Below are 16,354 nucleotides of genomic sequence, written 5' to 3'. Positions count from 1 at the left end.
GCTCATTGCTCCTGAGCCTCGGCAAACAGCGCTTCGAGCGCCTGGATCTTGTCTTCGCTGACCGCCTCGTCACGGTGCATCTCGATCTGCCGGGCCAGCAGCTCCACGGTTTCGCCCTCGAAGAACACCTTGAGCGGCAAGGTGACATTGAGCCGCGCCTGAACCTGAGAACGAATCCGCGTGGCCAGCAACGAATGCCCGCCCAGGGCAAAGAAGTTGTCGTTGATACCCACCCGCTCCAGTTGCAAAGCCTCCTGCCAGACCTCGGCCAACAATTGCTCGAGTTCATTGCCCGGCGCGACGTAGGCAACACCGTCCAATGCCCGCGCAGCCAGGGCGGTCCGGTCAAGCTTGCCATTGGGGGTACGGGGCAGGCTTTGCACCGCCTGCAACGTCGAGGGCACCATGTACTCAGGCAACTGCTCTCGCAACAGTCCCAGCAATTGCACGGTCCGCGGCTGCGCATCGGCCATGGCGGCCAACACCACATAAGCCACCAGTTGCTTGCCGGCGGCGGTGTCGCGGGCGATGGCCACGGCCTCGCGCACGCCCTCCTGCGAACCCAGCAGCGCTTCGATCTCACCCAGCTCGATGCGGTGGCCACGAATTTTCAATTGATGATCCAGCCGACCGAGGTAATCGACCAGGCCGTCGGCGCGCACACAGGCAAGGTCGCCGGTGCGATAACAGCGCTGGCCCGGCTCGCTGGCGAACGGATCCGGAACGAAGCGACTGGCCGTCAGCCCGGGCCTGTTGAGATATCCCCGGCTAAGCCCGGCACCGGCAACGTACAACTCACCCTCCTGGGCAACCCCCGCCCAGCGCTGTTGATCATCAAGAACATACAGGCGAGTGCCGGCAATGGGCTCGCCGATGGCGACGCGCAGTTCGTGATCAACGCGATCCTCTGGCGCCACCTGGTAGGCGCAGCACCAGACAGTGCTCTCCGAGGGCCCGTATTCGTTGACCAGCGTTACCCCCGGCAGTGCCTGGCGGTGGCGGCGCAGCAGCTCGGGAGGACAGACCTCGCCGGCAACAATGGCGCAACGCAACGCGGGCGCCGCCTGCAGATGCTCAAGCACCTGGGCGTGCAGCGACGGCAGGGCGAGAAAGTGCGAGATGGCCTGGCGCTCTATCAGTTGGGCAATGGCTTGAGGGTCCTTGTGCGCCTGCTCAAGCGGCAGGCACAGGCTGCCGCCCTGCCCCAGGGACCAGAAAATCCCCGCCACGGAGCTGTCGAACGAGAACGACGAGAGCATCAGGAAGCGTTGCACCGGCTGCTGATAGAACTGCACCCGCGCCTGGGTCGAGGCCAGCGCATTGGCGTGGCTGACCATCACCCCCTTGGGTGTGCCGGTGGAGCCTGAGGTGTAGATCACGTACGCCAGGTCATCCGCCTCGCCGCAACTGGCCAGCGGGCTGTCATCGACCTGATCGAGCGCCTCGTCATCCAGGCTGAGCAGGGTTGTCGTCGCCGGCATGGCGATAGCCGGATCAAGCGCCTGCAAGGCAATCAGGCACTCTACCCCAGCGTCCTCGAGCATGAAGGACAGGCGCTGCGCCGGATACTGCGGGTCCAGCGGCAGGTACGCCGCTCCCGCCTTGAGGATAGCCAGCAACGCCACGACGATCTCCACCGAACGTGCGCCGTAGACGCCAACAATCGCCTCACGGCCGATTCCGCGCTGGTTCAGAACGCGGGCCAGCTGGTTGGCACGGCGCTCAAGCTGGGCATAACTGACCTGCTGCTCGCCGATCTGGATCGCTGTCCGTTCGGGATGCTGCTGCGCGTGGCGCTCGAACAACTGGTGCAACTGGCGGCTGGGGCTCTCGCCCAGCGACTGGCTGCGGTCCAGTGCCTGCTGCAACGGTCGGGCCTGGGCGGCATCCACCAGGGCAACCTTTTGTGCTGCTTGCCGGGGGTCAGCCACGGCTTGAGTGACGAACTCAGCAAACTGAGCCAGCCAGGCGCGGCCCAGTTCGGCGCTGAACGAGCCGGCCGGCGACAGCAGGCGCAACAGCAGATCATCACCGCTGGGAGCTACCTGCAGGTGGAGTTTTTCCAGGCTGGGGCGATCCAGCCGGCCCCCCTCAAGCGGCTGATCAGCCCAGGAAAAACCGAAGTCCAGCCCCGCGCCCTGACCACCGAGCATGTCCAGTTCGTTAAAGCAGTCCTGCCAGGACTGGCTCAACTGCAGCTGCACGGCAAAGTGCTCGGCGTAGCCGTCCACGGACAGATCAGCCTGGCGACTGAAGGCAACCGGCAAACGCCAGGCCAGATGCCCCAGGGTAGAGTGCAACTGCTCGTTGCGCCCGCTCATTGCGCAGGCCACCAGCCAATGCTCGCGGCCACTCAGGCGACCGACGAACAGCCCCCAGAGCAACAGCAGTGATGCTGCGTCCGAGTCCAGTCGCCATTGCTGGCGCAGGGTGCGCAGCGCCGGCATAACCGCTGGCAAATGCTGCTCGTGTTGCTGCAATGCCCCCATGAACGGGGTGAGCCGTTCATAAGGCAGACGCGAGTCGACCTGCATGTCGCGGTACAGATTGCGCCAGAACTCGCCCCCCTTGCGGCCGATGTCCTCCTGCGCAAGACCGGTCTGCCAATCGGCGTAGTCGGCGTATTGCAACCCGTCGAAGGGGGCCAGCGACTGCCCCTGGTAGAGCGCGCGCAATTGCTCCTCCAGCAAGCCCAGGGCAACCTCATCCAGGCTCGCCAGGGGCGCAGCGACTCGTAAGCGGTGTGCATCCTCGCCACTGCCCAGGCCCAGCACCAGGCTGTGGCTTGCCAATTGCGCCAGGCACGCTTGACCCGCCTGTTCGAAGGTGCCCGGCGCCACCGACAGCAGGCACAGGCGCGGCTGGGCATGAATCACCTGAACCGGACGTTTCATCCCCGGCATGTTTCGGTACTCGGTGCGCAGGATCTCGTGCCGTTCACTCAGGTCAATCGCCGCCTGCTCGAGCCGCTGGCGATCGATGGGGGCATCGAACGTCATGATCAGCTGGGCGCCGAGGATCGTGCCGCGGGCTTGCTGGGCATCGAGAATGGACGCTTGCTGGGCGGAAACCTGGAAAACTTCGGAAGGGTCGACTGGAGCGTTCATGGGGAATCCTTAACCAATTGCCACATCGACGCTGTTCAGCGCGATAGCCATTGCAGTGAGTATTTTTCGCGGCCCGGTGTATTCGTTGCGCGCGTGAACCGTAAGAATGTTGTCGAGGATCACCACGTCGCCCTGCTGCCAGGGGAACTCGACCATGACCTCTCGATAGATTTGTTGCAGGTGGGTGATGTAGTGCTCGGGGATTGCCGAGCCGTCACCGAAGAAGGTGTTCTGCGGCAGGTCCATCGGCGCGAACTCGGCCAGCAGGCTGGTGCGGATACTGTCTGGCAGCGTCAGCGCATTGAAAAAGGTCGCGTGATTGAACCAGACCGTCTCGCCCGTACGCGGATGACGGACCATGGCCGGACCGCGCTGGCGCGTGCGCAGCCGGTTACCGGGCTTCCACTGCGGCTCGACGCCGATCTTGCGGCAGTAGGCTTCAACCGCCTCGCGGTCTTCGGTCTGGAACACGGTCTGCCACGGCAAGCCCATGCCATCCCCATAGTTGCGCACATACAGCACGCCTTTGCGGGCAAACGCTTCACGCACCTGAGGATCGATCCGATCGAGAATCAGCCGTGTATCACCCAAGGGCGTCTCGCCCCCGGTCTGTGACGCCAGGTCACAGTAGAAATACAGGTGCAAGGGAAAGACTGGCGAATAGGAGTGCTCGTTGTGCGGGAAGATCTTCTCCACCGCCGGGTAGTCTGTGGAGCTGTAGACATTCAACTTGCGGGTAATCTGGGTACGTGGCGAAGCCCGGAACAAATATTCGAGCGCGCCGCCGGAGATCACATCGACACAGCGGTTGAAGGTTTCAATGTCCTGTACATCGAAACCACGAAAAAGAATCGCCGCGTGCTTGTCCAGCTGTTGCTCGATCAGTTCGCGGTTTTCGCTGGCCCATTGCACCAGGCCCACGCCGGGTACGGTCGGGCGACACAGCAAGGGCATGGAGCCGCCTTCCAGCAGCGGCGAAAACGCCACCAACTGCTGGGCGCTGGCACCAAGGCTCTTTCTTCTGCCTTTGGCCAGTGCCGGTATGACGTGAGACTGGAAATCCGACATTTAACACCTTCCATTCGCTGATTCGACATTGGCGGCAAAGCCAACCGATAGATCCGTCCGGGCGCTGCTTCAATTCACCTGGTTACTGCCTGCGCGCTGAGGCGAGCGCCGGCGAATCGGGTGCTGCTGCAGCAATTGCGTTCTGCGCGCTAGCGCCTGATCCTTGCCGGCCTGCTCCTGCACGGCCCGCGAGGCGTCGAGCAGAGCCTGGAGCGGTTGCTCTGGCGCCTGAATCATCTGTTCGAGTACCAAGGCCGTCTGCGCAAACAGACAGGCCATGTCATTGCTTTCGTACAGCCCGGCAATGCATTTGAAGCCAACCCCGATGGTCGTCGACGAGTTGACGAACTCGGCGATCAGGTCCAGCTCCGCCGCCGCCTGCCCCGCGGCCCAGGGCCTGATCTGCAGCCCATCGATAGCCACCGGCTGCGCCCCTTGTTCCTGGTAGATGAATTTGATCGCGAACAACGGCGACTTGCCTGAACGACGCGGCAACCGCAGCGCCTCCACCAGGCGATCGAACGGCAGGTCCTGATGGTCCGAAGCACCGATGACCGTGGTGCGGCAGGACGCCAGGAAACTGCCGATCGTCTGTTGTTGATCCACCGAGAGTTGCAGTACCAATTGATTGACGAAGAAGCCGACCATTTCTTCAACGCCGGCGTGATTTCGGTTGGCGACATCCGTCCCCAGGCGGACCCGGGCAGCGCCACAGCGCTGGCTGACGACCAGGGCAAAGCCGGCCAGCAGGAGCATGTACAGGGTCAGGCCCTGTGCCTTGGCAAACTGACGCAAGCGCTCGCTCAAGCCCTGCTCAAGGGCAAACTCGTACACCTCGCAGTCTTGCTGCTGATCGGCGGATGCGCCGCTGCCACTGGCCGGCAAGGTAGTGAAGAAATGCTCGCTGCCCAGTTGCTGCTGCCAGTACTGCAACTGCCGGTCATGCTCCCCAGCCGCCAGCCATTGACGCTGCCACACCGCAAAATCGAGGTACTGCAGGCCTGGCGCGCTCAAGCCAGGCGCCACACCGGTGGCAAATGCCTGGTAGAGCGCGCTGAACTCGCGGATCAAAATGGCAAACGACCAGTGGTCGGCGACGATGTGATGCAGCGTCACCAGCAACACGTGGCGCTCTGGCTCGGTGCACAGCAACTGCACCCGCAGCAGCGGCCCACGCTGCAGGTCGAAGGGACGCAGGGCCTCTTGCTGCACCTGTTGCGCCAGCACCACCTGCCGGTTGGCGCTGTCCAGGGCCTGCAGATCAACACTCTCGAACGGCACGGGCAAGTGCGCCTGGACCCGCTGCCAGCTTTCGCCCTGATCCTCGAAGAACGTCGTGCGCAGCACCGCGTGGCGCGCAACCAGGGCTTCGAAGGCCAGGCGCACGGCCTCGACCTGCAATGGCCCGAGCAACTCCAGCGCGCGCGGAATGTTGTACATCGAACTTTGCGGTTCAAGTTGCCAGAGGAACCACAAGCGCTGCTGAGCATAAGACAGCGGCTGCGGCTGCGAAGCATCGACCCCATGCAAGTCCGGCAGCACGCGTCGGCTTCCGGTTGCCGGTAACTGCTCGACGAATGCCTGTAGCGACGGGCTGTCGAACAGCGCGCGCAAAGGCAGGTCCAGCTGCAGTTCATGGCGCAGTCGACTGATCACCTGGGTCGCCAGCAATGAATGGCCGCCCAGCTCGAAGAACTGGTCGTCGAGCCCGACCCGCTCAAGCTTGAGGACCTCCTGCCAGACCTGGGCGACCTGCTGCTGCAGCGCGGTGCTGGCGGGCCGATAAGGCTTGCTGGCGACGCTGCTGTCGGCCAGCGCCAGCAAGGCCTTGCGGTCGAGCTTGCCGTTCGGGGTCAGGGGCAGATGGGCAATGACGCTCAGGCGTGTCGGCAGCATGTGCGCCGGCAGGTTCAAAGCCAGGGACTGGCGCAACTCGCTGCACAGTTGCTGGCCCTGCGCCGCGTCCTCGAACAGCTGCCGGTCGGCCCCCACCAGGTAGCCCACCAACTGCTGTACACCTTGCTCTTGCTGGGCCACAACCACCGCATCACGGACCCGCGCATCGGCCAGCAAATGACGCTCGATCTCACCGGTTTCGATACGAAAGCCACGGACCTTGACTTGATGATCGGCGCGCCCGGCATACTCGATCTGCCCATCTGCCGCGTAGCAGCCCAGATCGCCAGTGCGGTACAGGCGCCCGCCAGGTTGCGCGGCGAACGGGTCCGGCACAAAGCGTTCGGCCGTCAACCCGGGCCGCGCATGGTAACCCCGCGCCAGTGCGTCGCCGGCAATGCACAACTCGCCAACCACGCCCGCAGGCACTGGCTGCAGGGCCGGCCCCAAAACCAGCAGCCGGACGTTATCGAGCGGCCGCCCGATCGGCACCATGACCCGTTCCAGCGCCCCGGTGAGCATGGCGAAGGTGACCTCGATGGTGGCTTCGGTCGGCCCGTAGAGGTTGACCAGCGTACCCGGCCAGCGCTGCAACAGCTGGTTGGCCAGGGTTGCACTCAAGGCCTCGCCCCCTGCCATCAGATAGCGCAAGCTGGCCATGCTCTGCGCCGTCGCCGCCGGCAGTACCGCCTGCAGCAGCGAAGGCGCCGCCTGGACAATGGTGATGCCCAGTGCTTCGACCCGGGCCCAGAGCCTGGACATATCGGCTGACAAGCCCGGCTCGGCAATGACCAGTTGCGCCCCGCAGATCAATGGCAGCCAGCACTCCCAGACCGAAGCGTCGAAGCTCAGGGCGGTCTTTTGCAGAACCCGGTCGGCAGGCTCCAGTTGCAGGGTGCGCTGCATCCAGTGCATGTGATTGGCCAGCGCCCCGTGCCGCACCTGCACGCCTTTCGGGGTGCCGGTGGAGCCTGAGGTGTAGATCATGTAGGCCAGGTTGTCCGGGTGCAGGCAGGTGCTGACATCGGCGATTGGCGGCCCGGCGTAGGCTGCGCTGTCGAGCACCAGGCGGGTAACGCCCGCCGGCACGTCCAGCGCAAGGCCCGGCTGAACGAGCAACAAGCGCGCGGCGCTGTCGTCGAGCATGAAGCGGATGCGCGCCTGCGGATAACCGGGGTCCAGTGGCAGATAGGCGCCACCGGCCTTGAGGATCGCCAGCAAGCCAATGATCATCTCCAGGCTTCGCTCGACAGCAATGGCGACGACCACCTCGGCCCCTACCCCAGCCTCACGCAAACGGACTGCCAACTGGTTGGCTGCGCTGTTCAATTGCTCGTAGCTCAGGCGCTGGCCGGCATACTCGACGGCACAGGCCTGCGGTGTGCGCGCCGCCTGCTGCCGCACCCAGTCATGGATAGCCAACGGCGGCACGTCCACCGGCGGCTCAGGTTGAGCCCGCTGCAACACCGCCTCGCGTTCGGCCTGCGCCAACATCTGCAGTTCGCCCAGCGGCGTCGACAACGCGTGCGGCAATTGCTCGAGCACAGTGCGCAAATGCTCGGCCAGGCCCTGCAGCGCCTGCTCGCCGATGGCGTCGCAGGCATAGTCGTAATCGAGCTGCAGCTCATCGCCCACGCTCACCGCCACCGACAACGCGTAGTGGGTCTGCTCCTGGTTCGCCACCGCACCAAACCGAGGGCCCTGCTGTTGTTGCAACGCCTCGGCCAGCGGGTAGTTCTCGAACACCAGAATATGGTCGAACAACGCATGGGCCTGATGCCCCGCCCAGCGCTGGATTTCGAACAGCGGGGTTTGCTCGTGCTCGCGCACCGCAAGGTTGAGCGCCTGCACCCGCTCCAGCCACTGCGCCAGGGTCTGCTCGGGCCGCGGGCTGGCAATGATCGGCAGGGTGTTGATGAACAGGCCAATCTGCTGCTCGATCCCCGGCAGCGGCAGGCTGCGCCCGGCCACCGTGGTGCCCACCACCACGCTGCGGCGGCCGCTATAGTGCTGCAGCAACAGCAACCAGGCCGCCTGCACCAGGGTATTGAGGGTGATTTTCTGCTGACGGGCGAAGGCACTTAGCTGCGCGGTGTGCTGCGCGTCGAAGCGCTGGACCAGGCTTGCACGCAGGCCCTGGGCCTGTGCCCGGCCCGCTTCGGGCAGGTAGCGCGCCAGGTGCAGCGGCTCGTCCAGCGCCTGCAGCTGCGCAGTCCAGAACTGCTGGGCTGCCCGTCCATCAAGACCCTGCAAATGCTCGATGTAGTCGCGGTAGCGGCTTGCCGGCAAGGCGCCAGGCTGGTCGTTGTAACGCGCCAGCACTTCGCCGAGCAGCCTGGCATTACTCCAGCCATCCATCAGGATATGGTGGTGGGTGTAGATCAAGTGATGCCGCTGCTCACCGGTGCGCACCAGATCGAAGTTCAACAAGCCCGCGACCTGCAGGTCGAAGCCGTGTTGACGCCGGCTCAGGGCCAGGCCCTGGAGCCTGGACGCCAGCCCGGCATCGCCGCGCCAGTCATGCTCGCGCAGATCAAGCCGGACCTGCTTGCAGACAAACTGCAGCGGCTGTGCCAGGCCGCCGTCCCAGATAAAACCACTGCGCAGAATATCGTGGGCCTGCACCGTCGCCTCCCACGCCTGGCGAAAGCGTTCCGGCTCCAGGCCGTCGACGTCAACCCGTAACTGGTTGACGTACTCGGCGCCGTTGTTGCTGTACAGGGCATGAAACAGCATGCCCTGCTGCATGGGCGACAGCGGGTAAAGCTCATCGACCTGGCCGAGCAGCGGCGCAAGCTGATCGAGTTGCGCCTGCCCAAGCCTGGCCAGGGGGAAATCCGATGGTGTCGCCTGCGCGCCTGGCAGCTGGCAGCAATGCCCGATCAAGCCTTGCAGCTCATCGAGGTAGGCATCGGCCAAGGCCTGGACGGTACTTGCCTGGAACATGGCTTGACTGAACGTCAGGCGCAGGCCCAGTTGCCCTTCATAGACTTGCCCCTCGATACTCAGCCAGTTGGCCAATGGCGCATCGCCGGCCTGCCCGGCGCCACCCGGCTCACTGGCCGGATACAGCAAGGCGCGCTCGTCGAACTGACTGTCAAAGCGCCCCAGGTAGTTGAAGGTGATGCGCGGTGCAAGCGCATCGCCGCCCAGGCTTGCGCGCTGCTGCGCGCTCCCCAGGTAACGCAGCACGCCAAAGCCCAGGCCTCGATCAGGCACCGCCCGCAACTGCTCCTTGATCGATTTGATCGAAGCCCCAAGATCATCCTCGGGTACCAGCCGAAGCGGGAAAATACTGGTGAACCAACCCACGGTACGGGTCAGGTCCAGGTGTTCGAACAGATCTTCGCGGCCATGGCCCTCCAACTGCAGCAACGCACTGTCATGCCCCGTCCAGCGACACACCGCCCGCGCCAGTGCGGTCAGCAGCAGATCATTGATCTGGGTGCGGTAAGCGCCCACGGCGTCCTGCAACAATTGCCGGGTGTGCTGCACATCGAGGCGGATTTCAATGCTTGCCGCGTCGCGGTTGTACAGCGTGCCCTGGCGGTTGTCACAGGGCAGGTCCGCAGCGTGTTCAAGCTGCGCTTGCCAATATGGCAGTTGCTCGCCGGCACGCTCGAGGTAATCCTGCAGCTGCACAGACCAGGCCTGATAGGCACTGGTCTTGGCGGGCAGTTGAACAGCTTGCCCGGCCTGCAACCGGGTATAGGCCGACTGCAGGTCTTCGAGCAGGATCCGCCAGGAAACCCCGTCGACCAGCAAGTGATGAACCACCAGCAACAGGCGTTGACTGCCATCGCCCATGTGCACCAACAGGGCCCGCAGCAACGGCCCCTGCTGCAGATCGAGGCTGCGCTGGGCAGCCTCGCACAGCTCAAGTAGCTGGGTCGGCGTATCGGCCTGACGCTGCCACAGCTCAAGGGCCGCTGGCGGGGCCTGGTGAAACTGGCGCCAGCTCGCGCCCAGCGGCTCAAAGCGCAAGCGCAGGGCATCATGGTGATCGACCAGCGCCTTGAGCGCCGCTTCCAGCAACGCAGGCTCCAGCGTTTGCCGCGCATTGAGCAGCAATGACTGGTTCCAGTGCGCCGGTTGCGTCAGTGACAGCTCAAAAAAGCCCTGTTGCACCGGGGTCAAGGCTACATCGCCATGCACCGGCCCCTGCTCGATTTCGCGCACCGTACCGGCTTGCGCCGCCTGCGCCAGGCTGCGCAACGTCTGGTACTGGAACAGATCGCGCGGCGCCAGCAGCAGGCCGGCCTGGCGCGCGCGGCTGACCACCTGGATGGCAATGATCGAGTCACCGCCCAGCTCAAAAAAGTTGTCATCCAGACCAATGCGTTCATGCCCCAGCAGGGTCTGCCAGATCTGCGCCAGGGCGCGTTCACGTTCACTGCCCGGGGCCTGGTAGGCGCCTTTGGGGGCAGCCTGGGGCGCAGGCAACGCCTTGCGGTCGAGCTTGCCGTTGGGTGTCAGCGGCAACGCCGGCAAGACCATCAGGTGATTGGGCAGCATGAACTCGGGCAGGCTCTGCAGCAGCCAGGCCTTGAGCCGGGCTTGCCAGTCGTCTGGCGCCTCACCTTCAAACACCAGGTACGCCACCAGTTGCTTGCCCTCCGGGGCCAGCACCACGGCCTCGCGCACCAGAGCATGCTGAACCAGGCGCGCCTCGATTTCGCCCAGTTCAATGCGCAGGCCGCGGATCTTGACCTGATGATCAAAGCGCCCCAGGTACTCGATAACCCCGTCGACCCGCTGTCGCACACGGTCGCCAGTGCGGTACAAGCGCTCGCCACTGCCAAACGGGTCAACCACAAAACGCTCGGCGGTCAACCCCGGGCGGCGGTGATAACCGCGGGCCAGGCCTTGCCCCCCGAGGTACAGCTCACCCGCAACACCGGGCGGTACGGGCGCGAGGCTAGCATCCAGCACCAGGGTACGCAGGTTGGCGATCGGCACCCCGATCGGCACGCTGTCGCGGCCCTCGTCCACACAGCTCCAGTGGGTAACATCGATGGCCGCTTCGGTAGGGCCGTAGAGGTTGTAAAGCCCGGCCTGCGGCAACCTGGCAAACACCTGTTGCTGGGCATCCACCGGCAGCGCCTCGCCACTGCAGACGATACGCTTGAGGCTGCGACAACCCTCGACACCCGGCTCATGAATAAATGCCTGGAGCATCGACGGAACAAAATGCAGGGTAGTGACCTGATAACGCTCGATCGTGGCAATCAGCCGCGCAGGCTCGCGGTGTTCGCCCGGCGCGGCCACCGCCAGGCGGGCACCGCTGAGCAGCGGCCAGAAGAACTCCCAGACCGACACGTCAAAGCTGAACGGGGTTTTTTGCAGTACCGTGTCGGCGGCCTCCAGGCCATAAGCCTGTTGCATCCAGCACAGCCGGTTGACCAGCGCCGCGTGGCTGTTGCCGGCGCCTTTGGGGCGGCCGGTGGAGCCCGAGGTGTAAATCACATAGGCAAGCTGCAGCGGGTCGACGACGATGTTCGGGTTGCTCGTGGCGTAGCCACCCAGCCAGGCACCGGCCTGGTCCAGCACCATCACCTGCACCGCCTGCAGCGGCAAGCGCTCGGTCAGCGCCGCCTGGGTCAGTACCAGGCGCACGCCGCTGTCCTCGATCATGTAGGCCAGCCGCTCGGCCGGGTAGTCGGGGTCGAACGGCACGTAGGCGGCGCCGGCCTTGAGGATCGCCAGCAGGCCGACAACCATCTGCAGCGAACGCTCGACAGCAATGCCGACCAGGCTGTCGGCACCGATGCCGGCTTCGATCAGGCAATGGGCAAGCTGGTTGGCGCGGGCGTTGAGCTCGGCATAGCTGAGCGTTTGATCGGCAAACAGCACCGCCGTGGCATGGGGGCTGCGCTCGACCTGGGCTTCGATCAGCCGGTGCAGCGGTTGCTGCAGCGGATAATCAACGGATGTCGCGTTCCAGTCGACGACGATACGCTGCAACTCTTGAACATCAAGCATGCACAACTGCTCGACAGGCGCGTGCGGTGCGGCCAGCATCGAACCCAGCAGGTTCTGCCAATGCCGGCCCATGCGCTCGATGGTTGGCGCCTCGAACAGGTCGCTGGCGTAGGTGATTACAGCCTGCAGACGCCCGCCCTGCTCAAAGGTATCCAGGCTCAGGTCAAACTGGGTGGTGCGGCTTTGCCAGTCGACCTGGCTCATCTGCAGCCCGCCCGCCAGGTGCAGCGTGGTGACGTCGGCGACCTGCGGCTGATGGTTGTACATCACCTGGAACAACGGCGTGTGGCTGAGGCTGCGCTCAAGGGCAAAGGCCTCCAGCAGTTGCTCGAACGGCAGGTCCTGGTGCGACTGGGCCCCCAACACCGTGTCCTTGACCGCCGCCAGCAGTTGGCTGACGGTCGTCTGCCCGTCGAGCCGGGTGCGCAGTACCTGGGTGTTGACGAAGCAGCCGATCAGGCCTTCGATCTCACTGCGGTTGCGGTTGGCAATCGGCACGCCAACGCGCAGGTCACCCTGACCGGTGTAGCGGTACAGGAGAATGTTGAACGCACCGAGCAGCAGCATGAACAGGGTCACGCCCTGGCTGCGGGCAAACGCGCCCAGGGCCTCGGCCAGTTGCGGGTCCAGGCTCAAGCGCTGGCGTGCACCGCGATAGCTGGGCAACGCCGGGCGCGAATGATCCAGCGCCAGTTCCAGCGGCGGGTGCTCCTCGCCCAACTGCGCGCGCCAGTAGTCGAGCTGACGCTGCTTCTCGCCCGCTTCCAGCCAGCAGCGCTGCCACAGGGCGTAATCGCTGTACTGGATGGGTAGCGCGGCCAGGGCCGGCACCTGCTTGCCCAGGTGCGCGGCGTACAACTGGCTGAACTCTTCAATCAGGACGTTCATCGACCAACCGTCGGAAACGATATGGTGCAAAGTCATCAACAGCACGTGCTCATCGGCCTTGAGCTTGAGCAGCAGCACCCGCAGCAACGGCCCCCGGGCCAGGTCGAAGGGCTGCAGCGACTGTTGCTCGGCCAGGGTCCGCACGCGCTGTTCACGTTCGGCGGCATCCAGCACACCGAGGTCCAGGTGCTCGACCTGCGGCCATTGCGCCGCCGGCATCAGCGCCAGGCGTTCATCGGCTTGCTGAACAAACACGCTGCGCAGGGTTTCGTGGCGCTGTACCAGGCTGGCAAACGCCTGCTCCAGCGCCTCGACATCCAGGTTGCCCTGCAGGCGCACGGCGCTGGGCAGGTTGTAGGCCGCGCTGCCAGGCTCCAGTTGCCACAACAGCCACATGCGCTGCTGGGCATAGGACAAGCCGCCCTGCCCGGCCACCGGCACCTGGGCCGGGATCGGGAACTGGGCAAAGTCGACCCCTTCACGGGCCAGCCCCTGAAGAAAGATGCGGCGCTTTTCCAACGGCAACTCTATGAATCGGCGGGCAAGCTTGCGGGCATCTTCGGCATTCATCGACTTTCATCCATCCAGGGGAACAACGAGCCTGCAGGCCCGGTAATTCAAGAAAAACGGATGACCGCGAATGAAAATTAAGCGCATCGGGCTGATGACCCAGCAGCTTTGAAACATTTGCTTTCAACTAACCCTGCGGGTTTTACGATTCTCGTTCGTCTTATCTATTGCAGTCCCAAGGCTGAGCATTGGCTCGACCTCAATTTCTCTGAAAAGACACCTGCAATGTCCCAGAAAGCGAAAAAGTCCAAATCCAGGCTGTGGTTCCTGGTCCATAGCTGGCTCGCCCTGCCGATCTGGTTTTTCGTCCTGATCGTCTGCGTCACCGGTACCCTGGCGGTGGTCAGCCAGGAAATCGTCTGGCTGGCCAACCCTGATGTGCGCGCCAGCAAGCCTGACGGCGACGCCGAGCGGCTGAGCTTCCAGCAGGTGCTCGATGCCCTGCACAAGGCCGAGCCGGACATGGCCGTGCGCTTTATCAGCCAGCCGGACGGTTCGCACTTTGCCCTGACCGCGGCGGTCACCTTCCCCGACGGCAGCGCCCCGACCCTGTACGTCAACCCCTATACCGGGGCGATCCAGGGCAAGAGCCCGGCGTTCAACTTCGAGGGCTTCACCCGTGCCCTGCACGGCTGGTGGCTGGTGCCGTTCACCAATGGCTACAGCTGGGGTTGGTATCTGGTGTCGCTGCTCGGCCTGCCGATGCTGGCCTCGCTGGTTACCGGGCTGGTGGTCTATAAACGCTTCTGGAAGGGATTCTTTAAGCCGACGTTGCGTTTTAACCATGGCGCGCGGATCTTCTGGGGCGACTTCCACCGCCTCAGCGGCATCTGGTCGATCTGGTTCATTGCGGTGATTTCCATCACCGGCACCTGGTTCCTGATCCAGGCGATCCTCGGTGACAACCACATCACCATTTCCACCGAACCGGTGGTGCCGGTGATTGCCCGCGAAGACGTGCCGCGCACCGAATCCGGCGCACCGGCACCGCGCATCAGCCTGGATGACGCCACGCGCATCGCCAAAGAGCAGATCCCCGGCCTTGATGTGAGCTTCGTGTCGCTGCCCGGCAACGCCTACGCCCACGTCTACCTGGGCGGGCGCGGCTGGTACCCGCTGATGTTCCAGACCGTCAACGTCAACCCGTACAACAGCAAGATCGAGGCGCAGTTCCTGATCAACGACCGCTCGACCCTGGAGTTCGTCACCGAATCCATGCGCCCGCTGCACACCGGTGACTTCGGCGGCCTGGCGATCAAGCTGATCTGGGCGTTCTTCGGCCTGGTGCTGTCGATGATGGTCTTGAGCGGCCTTCTGATCTGGACCAAGCGCACCGCCCAGGCCACCGCTGCCGCCCTCAAGCGCGAGCAACGGCCGCGCAAGCAAACCGCCAGTGCTACCGACACCGCCACGGAGGCCAGCCTATGAGCAAGGCAGCAGTTGCGCCGCAAAGCCCGTTGAGCCGCTTCTGGCACAAGTGGCGCTTTCACCTGAACATCCTGCTGTTGCTGATCCCGCTCGGCTTCATGCCCAAGTACTTTGCCGATGCCGCGCTGTTTCGCGGTGACAGCGGCCTGGGCGAGCGCGAGCTGGGCGAGATCAAGGTCGGGCCGTGGAGCGTGCAGTTGGCCGAGTTGCGCGATGAAGCACCGCGCGCCGATGGCCCTGCCGGTCACTTCAAGGCCTTCAACATTGCTCTGTGCCAGGCCTGCATTCCCGAGGTCAAGGCCGCTTACCTGCGCATCGGCAAGCCGCGCAGCCTGCGCGCCGCCGGGACGATTTTCTTCGGCACCCCGTACCGCATGAGCACCAGCCTGCCAGTGCCGGCCAAGACCCGCGCCGATGCCGAAATCTGGATCACCCTCGAAGGCTGGGACGGCAGCATGCAGCAGGCTGCCGTGCCGCTGAGCAAGGCCTCGCCGGCCACCGTCGCCTGGCTGAACAAACAAGGAGGCAAATGATGACGTTGCGCAAACTGCTGCTGGCGTTGCTGCTGCTTGGCGCAAGCGGCCAGGCCATGGCCCACAACCCGATGTGCGAATGCAAGCCGATCGATGGCGGGCAAATCGAATGCACCGGCGGCTTTTCCGACGGTAGCGGCGCACCCGGGGTAACCCTCGACGTGATCGGCTACAACGAAGAGATCCTGGTGCCGGGCAAGCTGGGGGAAAACTCCAAGCTGACCTTCAAGCGCCCTGAAGGCGAGTTCTATGTGCTGTTCGACGCAGGCCCCGGCCACGTGGTGGAAATCGACTACGCAGATATCGAGCAATGAGCCGCGTGCAGGTGGTGCGCCCGGCCGGTGCCGGGCATGAAACCCTGTACGTGCTGCTGGTCAGTTTGTTGATCCTGGCGGTGGCCGCCGGCATCGTCGCCCTGCGCGGCGAGCGCCATGACGAGGTCAGCATCGAGGCCCACCAACTGGATGCCCGCCGCGACCTGACGGCCGCCGAGCAAGGCGTGTATGCCGACCTGCGGGTGGCCTTCGACGAGATCCAGGCACGCCGCGAAGAAGCCCCACAGTTGCTGGCCGTCGAAGACCTGGCCGAAGAAGGCTTCCCGCCCTTCGTCGCCGATGCCAGCGCCGCCAGCCGCGGCCAGCACCACTGGCAACTGCTGCAGGAACGCGCCTACCTGGGCCTGAGCCAGGCCAGCACGGTGGCCGGCAGCTTCCTCTTGCTGGTGCCCGAGGCCCACGATGGTGTCGCTGATGTCTGGCTGCAGCGCAGTCCTTCCGCCAGCGCCCCTGCCGACTTCAGCCAGGCCGCGCTGATCGCCGCCGGCTGGCAACAGATCGCCGCCCACTACGACGCCGGCGTCACCCGCCAGCATCGTCACTGACA

7 protein-coding genes are annotated in these 16,354 nt (G+C 64.6%); 4 read left to right on the top strand and 3 right to left on the bottom strand.

The annotated features are described in order from the left end of the window. Positions 1–2: 2 nt before the first annotated feature. The 3 genes from JYG36_RS10360 to JYG36_RS10350 form a co-directional block, all read right to left on the bottom strand. Positions 3–3,107: a non-ribosomal peptide synthetase gene (locus JYG36_RS10360; protein ID WP_213603816.1), complete on the bottom strand. Its 3,105-nt coding sequence runs from the start codon at positions 3,105–3,107 to the stop codon at positions 3–5. A 9-nt stretch (positions 3,108–3,116) separates the two neighbouring features. Beyond that, positions 3,117–4,175, bottom strand: coding sequence for a TauD/TfdA family dioxygenase (locus JYG36_RS10355; RefSeq protein ID WP_045194609.1), 1,059 nt, complete (start codon positions 4,173–4,175; stop codon positions 3,117–3,119). 69 nt (positions 4,176–4,244) lie between these two features. Further along, positions 4,245–13,511, bottom strand: a complete 9,267-nt coding sequence (locus JYG36_RS10350) for a non-ribosomal peptide synthetase (RefSeq protein WP_213603815.1) — start codon at positions 13,509–13,511, stop codon at positions 4,245–4,247. Between the two features lie 225 nt (positions 13,512–13,736). Here JYG36_RS10350 and JYG36_RS10345 point away from each other — a divergent pair, with 225 nt between their 5' ends. Genes JYG36_RS10345 through JYG36_RS10330 form a run of 4 tightly spaced genes read left to right on the top strand, consistent with a single transcriptional unit; the run spans position 13,737 to position 16,352 of the window. After that, the gene (locus tag JYG36_RS10345) at positions 13,737–14,939 is read left to right on the top strand and encodes a PepSY-associated TM helix domain-containing protein (RefSeq protein WP_045194614.1); all 1,203 of its coding nucleotides are present in this window, start codon (positions 13,737–13,739) and stop codon (positions 14,937–14,939) included. Further along, positions 14,936–15,472 (top strand): PA2404 family protein, encoded by a 537-nt coding sequence (locus tag JYG36_RS10340; RefSeq protein WP_213603814.1) that lies wholly within the window; start codon positions 14,936–14,938, stop codon positions 15,470–15,472. The genes JYG36_RS10345 and JYG36_RS10340 overlap by 4 nt, the downstream gene beginning before the upstream one ends. Next, entirely contained in the window at positions 15,472–15,786 is a 315-nt protein-coding gene (locus tag JYG36_RS10335; RefSeq protein ID WP_045194616.1) for a hypothetical protein, read from the top strand. The genes JYG36_RS10340 and JYG36_RS10335 overlap by 1 nt, the downstream gene beginning before the upstream one ends. Then, positions 15,783–16,352 carry a DUF6162 family protein gene (locus JYG36_RS10330; RefSeq protein WP_213603813.1) on the top strand — a complete coding sequence of 190 codons (570 nt, stop codon included), beginning with the start codon at positions 15,783–15,785 and terminating at the stop codon, positions 16,350–16,352. Before JYG36_RS10335 ends, JYG36_RS10330 begins: the two co-directional genes overlap by 4 nt. The last annotated feature ends 2 nt before the right edge of the window (positions 16,353–16,354 follow it).

The organism is Pseudomonas sp. SORT22 (assembly GCF_018417635.1).
In the GTDB taxonomy this organism is placed as follows: Bacteria; Pseudomonadota; Gammaproteobacteria; order Pseudomonadales; family Pseudomonadaceae; genus Aquipseudomonas.
This window is presented reverse-complemented; position numbering and strand designations above follow the sequence as displayed.